This window comes from Nostoc sp. DedQUE09 (assembly GCF_034530915.1).
Taxonomy (GTDB): Bacteria; Cyanobacteriota; Cyanobacteriia; order Cyanobacteriales; family Nostocaceae; genus Nostoc.
In genome coordinates this window covers 231482-241595 of record NZ_JAVRCE010000004.1, presented here as the reverse complement: position 1 = coordinate 241595, position 10114 = coordinate 231482, and the positions used below count along the sequence as shown (strand labels likewise).

Sequence of the window (10114 nt, the reverse complement as noted above, 5' to 3'; positions counted from 1 at the left end):
ACCTCTGTTAAACAAACTACAAATCAAGCCATCACACAACACCTTGAAAGGGCTATTCTCTATTCACTATCCCTTTTGGCACTTTGCAGTTGCTACAACCGGGGAACCCCGGCAACGCACTGCCTTCTAGACCATCACACACGGGTGCTTCACTGCGAGATGAGCTACAACCGGGGAACCCCGGCAACGCACTGCCTTCTGCCTTCTGCCGTCTGCCTTATTTCTTAAGAGGTGAATTATTGATGGTGAGATTAAAACGTATATTTGCCCAAACTCTGAAAGAACTACGACAGTTGAGACGCGATCGCCTCACTGTGGCTTTGGCTTTGGCATTACCAATCTTACTATTGCTGTTGTTTGGGTTTGCTGTATCGCTGGAAATTAACAAAATTAACCTTGCTGTCCAAGATTTAGATTTAACTCCTACCAGTCGGGAATATATTGCTACCTTTGAACGCACCCAAAAATTTCATGTTGTTAGCCAAGGACCAAACATCAAAGTTTCCCAAATGCTAGATCGGGGTGAAGCCACCATTGGCTTAATTATCCCTACTGATTTTTCCCGTGACTTACTAAGGCGAGGAAGTATCGCCACAGTCCAAGCCTTAATTGATGGTAGCGATGCCAATACCGCTAATATTGCCAGGGGTTATGCTAAAGCTGTTACCAATGCTTTTGTTGGAAATTTGCACAATCAACCCCCTCCTGTGGCGCTGGATGTGCGATCGCGTTTTTGGTATAACCCTGGCTTAAAAAATTTAAAATACATTGGCCCTGGTGCGATCGCGATCGCTTTAACGTTATTTCCACCATTACTAGCCGGTTTAGCAACAGCTAGAGAACGAGAGCAAGGTACAATTGTCCAAGTTTATGCCTCTAGTCTCACCAGCATAGAGTACCTATTGGGCAAAGCAACGGCCTATTGGTTAGTAGGTATGGTAGAGGTTGTTTTAGTCAATGCGATCGCTCAAGTTATATTTGGTTTGAGGTTCGTAGGCGATCCTACTCCTTTATTAGTTGGTTCCACACTATATATTGCTTGTGGTGTTTTCTGGGGTATTTTTATCGGTAGCAATGTTCAATCACAAAGCGTTGTCATTGAAGCAGTGAATATTTCTGCATTTCTTTTATCACTGTTAATGTCTGGCTTTATCTACCCCATTGCTAATATTCCTTTTGCTTTGCGCTGGATATCTAATATTGTTCCATCTCGATATTATATTTTGCTGACACGTGATGCCCTCATTAGAGGTATGGGTTGGTCTGCAATTTGGTATGCGGTAGTAGCTTTAGGATTGCTAGCTATGATATTTTTTTTCCTGGCATGGAATAAACTACAAAAAATGCAAGTGGAGGCTTAAATGCTAACAATATTTACTAACTTATTAGACAGCATTTTTAGTAGTCGATTGTGGGCGCTATTTTGCAAAGAAGTCTTCCAATTGCTACGTAATCGCCAATTGGTTTTTACAATTGTTGTTTCGCCTACTGTCTTATTACTCTTATTTGGTTTCGCATTTAATCCTAATCTCCATAATCTAAAAATTGGAATCACCGACTATAGCAAGAGTAATGCTTCACGAGAATTTATTGAGGTTTTTCATCAAGCAAATGCTTTTGTAGTTAATGATAACTATGTTAATCAGCAATCAATGATAGATAGTTTAGCAGTTGGTAAATTATCCGTTGGAATTGTGATTTCCACCGAATTTACTAATGATGTTGTTCGTAAAAATACAGCCTCAGTACAAGTTTTATATGATGCTGTAGACGCTAATACAGCTCGGATTGCTTCTAGTTATATTAATGAATTAATTAATGATTATAATTCCCGCTATTTACAACAACCATCATCAAAATTAGAATCTCGACAAGCCCAAATTCAAACTTCTATTCTCTACAATCCAGGATTAAAAAGTGCTTGGTTTATTGTTCCTGGTATGATTGGTGTATTACTGACGGTGGTTGGTTCTCAGGCTGCATCATCCCTAGTCGTGCGTGAAAAAGAAGTAGGTACGCTAGAACAATTACTAATGACACCAGCTTCTAGTACAGAAATTATTCTTGCTAAAATTGCTCCACTTTTATTATTACTCACATTTGATGTTTTCGTTGCTTTAACCGTAGGAAGAATAGTTTTTAATGTCCCATTTCAAGGTAATTTTCCAGAATTTCTGTGCATAGCAGTATTGTATTTTTGGGTAAGCATTAGTATTGGCATATTTTTAGGAGCATTTGCCAAAAGTGAACAACAAGCACAATTATTAGCTTTCTTTATTATCCCATGCTTGATTCTTCTTTCTGGTGCGCCTAGTCCTACTTCTACTATGCCTTACTTGATTCAATTGCTTAGTTATTTAGACCCCTTACGTTATTTTGTGGAAGTTTGCCGGGCAGTTTTACTCAAAGGTGTTGGTATCCAAATATTGTGGTTTCAGGTATTAGTTTTAATAGGTTTTGCGCTGATTTTAACATTTCTGAGTATTCGTCAATTCCGCAATCAATTACAATAATTCCTGCTGTAAACTTTCCATTCATATTTATGCCGCACAATGCAGCGATAAATATAAAAAATAGAGCGGTGGGGCATCCCGTTCTTAAAGCTCGTCGCCTCCTAAGCAATAGCCGGATTGGGCGAGAAACCTACACTGTACTCTTCGAGTACAGTGTAAGAGTATGTCACTATAATTATTTAAAGCACTTTGTGAGTGTGAGAATGCTGTTTAATATTGTCTTCTTTGGTAACAACTCTGGCGGCATTTAAAACCCGTTTCCGCTCAATGGAATACTTAAATTCAGTGTAGTTTGTACCTAATGGAATCAGGGATTTTGCAGATTCACGACGCTTGTAGGTACGAGCGGCTGCAAATGCCCGTGGCACAAATTCCTCTCCAAACTGAGCCGACTCTGGAAAGCCATCTGGTAGCAGTGGTGAATCGCCATCCAGCACAGATCCCAAAGTTGTGGCATGAGCCAGCTTATAGGAGGTAGGAATGCCCTTTAACAGTGCTTCCAAAGCCGCAGAGGGAATCGGTTCTATAACTTCGATTTGATAAACTTCTCCGTCTTCTTTGACAAAGCAGGTTGCCAAGCCAATCACAATGTAATCATCGGTTGCTAAATCAGGGGCGTTGGGATAGGAAATTGCGGTTGTCATCGGAAAATTTCTCAAAACTTAAAAATTGAATTTAGGGATTGGGGTATGGGGCATTGGGGAGGCATGCGGTCTTCTCCCAAGGGAGAGGCTAGCGCAAAGGGGTCTCCCCAAGTGGAGCAACTGCCGTCATTGGGGATTGGGGATTGGGGATTATTATTTCCCTTGTCTCTCTCATCTCCCTCATTTCCTTTGCCACCAGTCCCCGTCTCCTCTTTCTCATCTCTAAATAACGGCTTGTTGGCATTCTACCAAGTTGTCGCTCTCACTACTTGACTAGTCTTTAAGATTAACGTCTGCTATTTCTGGAATTCATCTTCGGGATCAAGTATCTATGAATAGGTTTGAGGAGCAATTGTTTATTTAAAGGGTAGATTTCTACTGGTGTGAGTAGTTTAAATCTCAGTCTTAAGATGGCTTTAAAGTAACCATAAGTACCTTGAGAATAGACATACTGGTAAAATCACCAGCGTTAAAAAACTAGACTTTTATTTAACAAAGCAGGGATTTCAAGCAGGGAAAGATGAATATTCACTCATTTTTAGCTGACGATGACCAGCAAAGTAACCAATACAAGTATGTTCTAAATACTACAAATAAACTTCAAGAGCAGAGGAAAAACGATCGCAGCAAATGTACTTTCGGGGATAGCGACTTACGCTCTTATGCTTTGAGCTTGGCTCAACAAGGAAATTATACTGAAGCGATCGCACTTTTAACCCAACTAATCTGCCGCCACCCCCACAATGCCGTTGATTACAACAACCGGGGGCTAATTTATTTTCAAAGTGGCGAAAGGCAAAAAGCGCTTTCCGACTATAACACTGCCCTTAAACTTAATCCCTATTTGGCTAGTGCTTATAATAACCGGGCAAATTACTACGCGGCTTGTGGAGAATTAGCAGTAGCACTTGCCGACTACGATCAAGCGATTGATTTGAAACCTCACCATGTCCGCGCGTGGATTAACCGAGGCATTACCTGGCGTGATTTGGGGCAATACGAGGCGGCAATTGAAAATTTTGAGCTAGCACTGCTTTTCGGTCAACTAGAAGGTCATATCTGGGCTGAGCGCGGCAGAACTTACCATCTTTGGGGCGACTGGAATTGTGCGATCGCTGATTATCGTCGCGCCCTTACTCAACTACCCTCTCTCGATAACAATAAGGATATTACTGGTTGTCGCTTGCGTTTACAAATTGAAAATCGGCTAGATGAGTTACTATCTCAATCAGCGTCCTAATTGGTAGATTAGTTCTTCTGGGGGATTCAAAATTCAAAATAATTGATTAATTTTGAATTAGAGTTTGGTGACGCTGTATCGCTAATGACTAATAGATGATAACTACATAGCTATTCAAAAATTAGCTATTAACCATTACTTTTTAGCAATAATATGAATTAGCACCCGGTTTATACGTAGCCTGAATCACAATAAACCTAAATAATCCCAAATTCGCCATTTGTCTTAGGGTAACGAGTCTGTTTGCTCATCTTCTCGGCGATCTTGATTCATCAACACGATCTGACGCTGGCTAGGATCGAATCGGTATCCTTGTCGTTGTCTAATAATTTTAGCTTCTTGGGGATCAAAGTTACGGCTAAATTCCGTTTGTAAACCATTGACATGTCCTTCCATCAGCTTGACTTCAGTACTCATTTCTCGCAACTTTTCTTGCTGTAACCAATGATAAGGCAAGAGTTGTGTCAAGGCAGATGCTGCAACGGCTGTAATCACAAGATTGACCGCTATTTTGGCTGTGCTTTCCAGTGCCATCACCTTGTAAGAACGTTCACGAAGATGCCGCTTTGGTCGAGAAATGACCCGGCGTTTTTGTATAGGTTGTAACGGAGGTCTGGAGGGTTGAATCGCGTTCATGATGCTAAAAGATAACCTCGCTTAGTGAAGGGAAGCACTATCAGAAGAGTGCTGAGTGCTGAGTTATGAGTGCTGAGTAAAAAAATCACTAATCACACTCAGCATCAAATCAGTTCAGAGTAGCTAGTGCCTCGGCTTAAATGGGAAGGTTCATAAGTACTACTTTTTACTCATTACTTCTTCCTGGACACTCAGCACGACCTAAATGCCGCGCTACCGCTAACAGCACTTAGCACTCTTGAATGCTTGATTTAGCTGTCATATTACTTCATTTTTTTGAAATAGCTACAAGTGCCGCACTAGTTAAAAAATAACCTGGCTTACGTAAGTGCAAGGTTTCTAGGTACTTCTGACATAAAGCCATAAAGTCTGGAAATTGCACCCCGTACTGCCAGGATTATTAGCTTTTTAACTGTGTCACATCGGAGCCTTATTTGTAAAGTTCTGTGGCTAATCGCCAAGCTAGAACTCCTGGGATCAAGGCTACAACTAGAGCGATGTAGACTTGAGTATCCGAGATGGAAGATATCTGAGCGATGTACAGAGTATCTAAGATAGGCATGGCTGAAAACCTCCTAACCTGAATAGATTTTGAACAGTTCGTTTACTACTTTTCCTTGTTTTGCCAAGATTGGGGAATATCTTGTTACAAGATGCAACAAAAGCAGTTATTAGTCAGTAGTCCTTATTTATTCTCCATTAAAAAAATTTATAAAAATTATGAATTTGTATTTGGGTATTGACTTCGGCACATCTGGCGCACGGGGCATAGTGATTGACGAGGAAGCCTATTGTATTCAGGCTGAGGTACGATATCCATTCAAGGACTCACCAGCCGTCGTTACGCCAAAAATTTGGCAAGAGACTTTGTTTGTGTTGGTGGAACAAATACCAGAAGAGTTGCGGCGAGAAATTAAAGCGATCACAATTAATGGTACTTCCTCCACCGTCCTGCTGGTCGATGGTGCTGGCAATCCAACAGATGCACCATTGCTGTACAACGATGCGCGGGGATCATCGGTGCTAGAGCATTTGAGGAGTATAGCACCCCCTAATCATACCGTGTTGAGTGCCACCTCCAGCTTGGCGAAACTTTTGTGGATGAGGCAACAACCTTCTTTTAGTGAAGCTAGATATTTTTTGCATCAAGCAGATTGGCTGGCGTTTCTCCTACATGGACAGTTGGGGATTAGCGATTATCATAATGCTTTAAAGCTAGGTTATGACGTAGAAGAGTTGAAATACCCAGAATGGCTAGAAAAATTGCAAATACCGATTCAGCTACCTAAAGTTTTACCTCCTGGTACTCCAATTGCCCAATTGCGTCCTGAAATTGCCGATCAATTCGGTTTCCGGCGTGATTGTTATGTGTGTGCAGGTACAACTGATAGTATTGCGGCTTTTCTCGCCAGTGGGGCAAAATTACCTGGTGAAGCCGTGACTTCCCTTGGTTCAACGTTAGTACTAAAGTTGTTAAGTCGTACCCGTGTAGAAGATGCCAGATATGGGATTTACAGCCATCGGTTAGGGGATTTATGGCTGACTGGTGGTGCTTCTAATACTGGAGGTGCAGTACTAAAGCAATTTTTCACAAATGCTGAGTTAGAAAGCCTTAGCCGGGAGATTGATGCTTCAATTGCCAGCGAGTTAGATTATTATCCGTTGTTGAAGGTAGGCGATCGCTTTCCGATTAACGATCCCAATTTACCCCCACGATTGGAACCACGCCCAGATAATCCAGTGGAATTTTTGCATGGGTTGTTAGAAAGCATTGCCCGCATAGAAGCGCGAGGGTATGAATTATTACAGCAAATGAGCGCAGACAAATTGAGCCGTGTTTATACTGCTGGCGGTGGCGCAGCGAATGAAACTTGGACTGCGATTAGGGCGCGTCATTTGCAGGTTCCTGTAGTAGCGTCAGTGTACACAGAAGCAGCTTATGGAACGGCGCTGTTGGCGATGGGAGGCGGAATTAAGGGTGAACAAGAGTAATTGTGTAACAATCTTTTCGTAAGTATTTCGTAAATCAGTATCTATCCCAGTGACAATCTACATATCTCGGCCGATACTGTGATTATTAGATACCGGACTATAGATTCCAGGTTCATGATCTGGGCAGCTATTCGGGGATGGGTGCTTCGCAGCAAGCGAATGTCATCTGTCCCCTTTATTAATTATCGGTGTGAGTTCTGAGGGATTAGGAGAAAAAGGTTTTTTAAGAAAGTTTGACCTGCGCGATCGAGATTATCATCTAGGGAAAAGGTGAGGCTGCGGACTCGGATTTGATCGCTTTTAACATCTAGTAGCTGTGTCAAGTCTTTGGGGTATATCAAAAAGGCTTGCTTGCATTTTGTTGTGTTGGCGTAGCTGATCATTTGATGAATATCTGTATATCCTGCCAGTTCAGGGGCTTTATACTTTGTATCCAAAACTGCTATTGTTTTACCAGTAGTACCATCACACAGTAATATATCTATATTGAAGTGCCGATTTTGACTAATTTCTATTGGATGTTGCTGTTTGAAAAAATAGCCTTGCGGTGTGTTTTTCTTAAGCCATTCTGCAACAAAAAGTTCATATAAATGTGCCATATCGACGAGAAAGGGTAGGGTTTTGTAATTTCCCCTCTCATGACTAGGACTACTATTTTCTAAAAAAAATCGGCATAAATTATGTAATAGTCGATAGTCTTCATTGAGGCGATTATACTGTCTGGCAATACAATCTTCTGCGCTACAAGGTTGCAGCATTACTAATCCTTGTAGAGCATGATAAGCTTTTCGTATTTTTGGTGATACTCTTTCTGAACATAAACTGCTACGACCAATGATATAAAGTGTCCATGCCAGTATTTGATTTTCTTTAATATCAGCCGTATGTTCTTCGTAACTGCATTTAAGTTTAACATTCCACGGCTTTTGAATTATCTGTTGCACATCTAGCCTTCCCCGCACATAAGAAAGCTGCTGTGTTTTAGGCAAATAAGTACGATATAATCCTTTGCGGCATCGCTCTAAAACTTTATCGGCTAAGATATGAGCCAGATTATTATAAAAATTCTCTAGAGATTCACAATCCATCAGCCCTTCGAGAAAGCGAAACCCTGTTAAATTGTAGGCATATTCCAGCATTCCGAAGAGGTTTTGGATAGGCACTTTCGGATTTATTTTTAGATGCAATTCAGGAGTTACAGGAATGTAACCTACCCATCCTTTAGCTTTGAGTTTCCAATGTTGTCTCGTTGTATAGGTAGGAAATTCTATATCTAGTTGTATTTTGTATTTTTCATATAACTCGACTCCGGCTGAATCGGGTATTTCATCACGCTGAAATAATTTATTTTCGTATTCTGTAAGTTCAATAATTCTTGGTTGTACTAGGTTTATATTCATAGTTTATTCTTGATTTTATCCCAGCGAAACTCATCTACTTTTCCTAGCTGGTTAAAAAAGTACTCTTCTAAATATGGCTCAATTTCCATACGCCATATATCTTCTATATCTTCCTTTAATTTATCTGTTAGGAAAAATGAAATACCAATTTCGTAATTTTTATCTGCGATCGCCTGATTTAATTGCTCTAAAATATTAATTATTCCCTCTACTGCAAAACCTGTTTTTAGGTGATAACGTCGCAGGACATCATAATTTGGGCGAAGTTCAATAAATGCAAAACGACGGCGTAGCGCATGATCTATATTGGCAATAGACCTATCTGCTGTATTCATTGTCCCAATAATGCGGACATTTTTTGGGATACGAAACCTGTTACCGCCAGCTAGTGGAATTTCTCTATCTCGGTACTCAAGTAAGTACATCAATTCACCAAAAACTTGTGCGAGATTAGCACGGTTTATTTCATCAATGATTAAAACACAAGTATCTTGATAAGACTCTGCCTTTTTGCAAAATTCTAAAAAGCGCCCTGGAACTACTGGATATGTTAATTTTCCATCTTGACTTTGTGGACGAATACCTTGAATGAAGTCTTCATAAGAGTATGCCGGATGAAATTGTACAATCTCTGAAAAACCATAATCACCGATTAAATATTCGGCAATTTTTTCAGCTAAAAACGTTTTTCCTGTTCCAGGCGAACCGCATATAATTGCTTGTCCTTTACGATTGATTGTGCGTAACCAACGTTCGAGTTCTATTTCGTCCAAACCAGTTTTTTCATTCCAAGAGTCAAAATTTGGTTCTTTTGGCTCACTTAGATATTGGTGAATAACTGGTATTGGATCATTAACGCTTGCAAGTATAAGTAAAGGAAGATACTGTTTAAACCATTCTGCAATTTCATACACTAAACCCTTAAATCCTAAATAATATAAGATGTCTGATTTCTCAATAAGTACATATTTATCTGGGTAAAAAATCGATGGTTTATATGAAATAAGTTCCATCATAGCTTTAGGTTTTTTTTGAGCAACTTCATATAGTAAATTTCCATATATTTCCTCACGAACACTCCCTTTAATACCCCATTGTGTAATTTGGAGATATAGTAGCTTAATTTCGCTAAAATCAGCCTGTAAGCAGAATTCATAATCTTCAACATGATCTGGATCAATGATGAGTTTTTCTACCATAGAGGTATTCTTCACTAATGAACTATTATTTAGTGGTTTAAATGCAAGACATACTGGCAATTTTGTAGAGATTTCTTGACATAACTGAGTGAAGGGTTCTTCTACATACTTGAGAAAGTTATCATAATCATTAGATTCACAAATAGCATCAAAAAAGCCACTGTATTCTACATAGCATCGTTCTATCAAATCAAAAGTAAATTCGGAAAAATTTCTATTTGGTTTTTCACCGATATTCATACTGTATAACTGTATAATGTAATAAGATTACGGTTATTTAAATCACTTATACTTTCAGTGTAGCTGACTTGTCCACTAAGTAGGTAGTGTTGAAATATAGTAATTTTTAGCCTAATCTCTGTTTTATTTGCACATCTGCGGTTAGTGAAAAATGCGTAGACGGGCAGCACGCTCAAATTCCCTCTTCCACTGCTAACCTATGCAACATCAACAAACTTTCACTGGTAAAAGAACGCCAAATTGTGGGTTG

Annotated in this window: 9 protein-coding genes; 4 read left to right on the top strand and 5 right to left on the bottom strand. The window is 39.9% G+C overall.

All coding sequences use genetic code 11. From position 1 onward, the window contains the following. Nucleotides 1-89: 89 nt before the first annotated feature. Together RMY27_RS04525 and RMY27_RS04520 are read left to right on the top strand one after the other, a co-directional pair. Nucleotides 90-1361 (top strand): ABC transporter permease, encoded by a 1272-nt coding sequence (locus RMY27_RS04525; protein WP_322660804.1) that lies wholly within the window; start codon nt 90-92, stop codon nt 1359-1361. Continuing rightward, the gene (locus RMY27_RS04520; RefSeq protein WP_322660802.1) at nt 1362-2513 is read left to right on the top strand and encodes an ABC transporter permease; all 1152 of its coding nucleotides are present in this window, start codon (nt 1362-1364) and stop codon (nt 2511-2513) included. It abuts the gene before it with no gap. Between the two features lie 179 nt (nt 2514-2692). On the opposite strand, the gene RMY27_RS04515 is transcribed toward RMY27_RS04520, so the two are convergent. Then, on the bottom strand, nt 2693-3157 hold the full coding sequence (locus tag RMY27_RS04515) for a hypothetical protein (protein ID WP_322660801.1): 465 nt from the start codon (nt 3155-3157) through the stop codon (nt 2693-2695). Between the two features lie 520 nt (nt 3158-3677). Here RMY27_RS04515 and RMY27_RS04510 point away from each other — a divergent pair. Further along, nucleotides 3678-4397 carry a tetratricopeptide repeat protein gene (locus tag RMY27_RS04510; RefSeq protein WP_322660799.1) on the top strand — a complete coding sequence of 240 codons (720 nt, stop codon included), beginning with the start codon at nt 3678-3680 and terminating at the stop codon, nt 4395-4397. A gap of 225 nt (nt 4398-4622) precedes the next feature. On the opposite strand, the gene RMY27_RS04505 is transcribed toward RMY27_RS04510, so the two are convergent. Beyond that, nucleotides 4623-5033, bottom strand: coding sequence for a hypothetical protein (locus tag RMY27_RS04505; protein WP_322660798.1), 411 nt, complete (start codon nt 5031-5033; stop codon nt 4623-4625). 430 nt (nt 5034-5463) lie between these two features. Further along, nucleotides 5464-5553 carry a photosystem I reaction center subunit XII gene (psaM, locus tag RMY27_RS04500; RefSeq protein WP_040630342.1) on the bottom strand — a complete coding sequence of 30 codons (90 nt, stop codon included), beginning with the start codon at nt 5551-5553 and terminating at the stop codon, nt 5464-5466. A 200-nt stretch (nt 5554-5753) separates the two neighbouring features. Between psaM and RMY27_RS04495 the strand changes: the two genes are divergently transcribed. After that, a complete protein-coding gene (locus RMY27_RS04495; protein WP_322660797.1) occupies nt 5754-7025 on the top strand; it encodes an FGGY-family carbohydrate kinase in 1272 nt (423 codons plus the stop codon). A gap of 182 nt (nt 7026-7207) precedes the next feature. Here the strand turns inward: RMY27_RS04495 and RMY27_RS04490 are convergent, their stop codons facing one another. After that, entirely contained in the window at nt 7208-8425 is a 1218-nt protein-coding gene (locus RMY27_RS04490) for an McrC family protein (protein WP_322660795.1), read from the bottom strand. Beyond that, on the bottom strand, nt 8422-9864 hold the full coding sequence (locus RMY27_RS04485) for an McrB family protein (protein WP_322660793.1): 1443 nt from the start codon (nt 9862-9864) through the stop codon (nt 8422-8424). The genes RMY27_RS04490 and RMY27_RS04485 overlap by 4 nt, the downstream gene beginning before the upstream one ends. Nucleotides 9865-10114 lie beyond the last annotated feature (250 nt).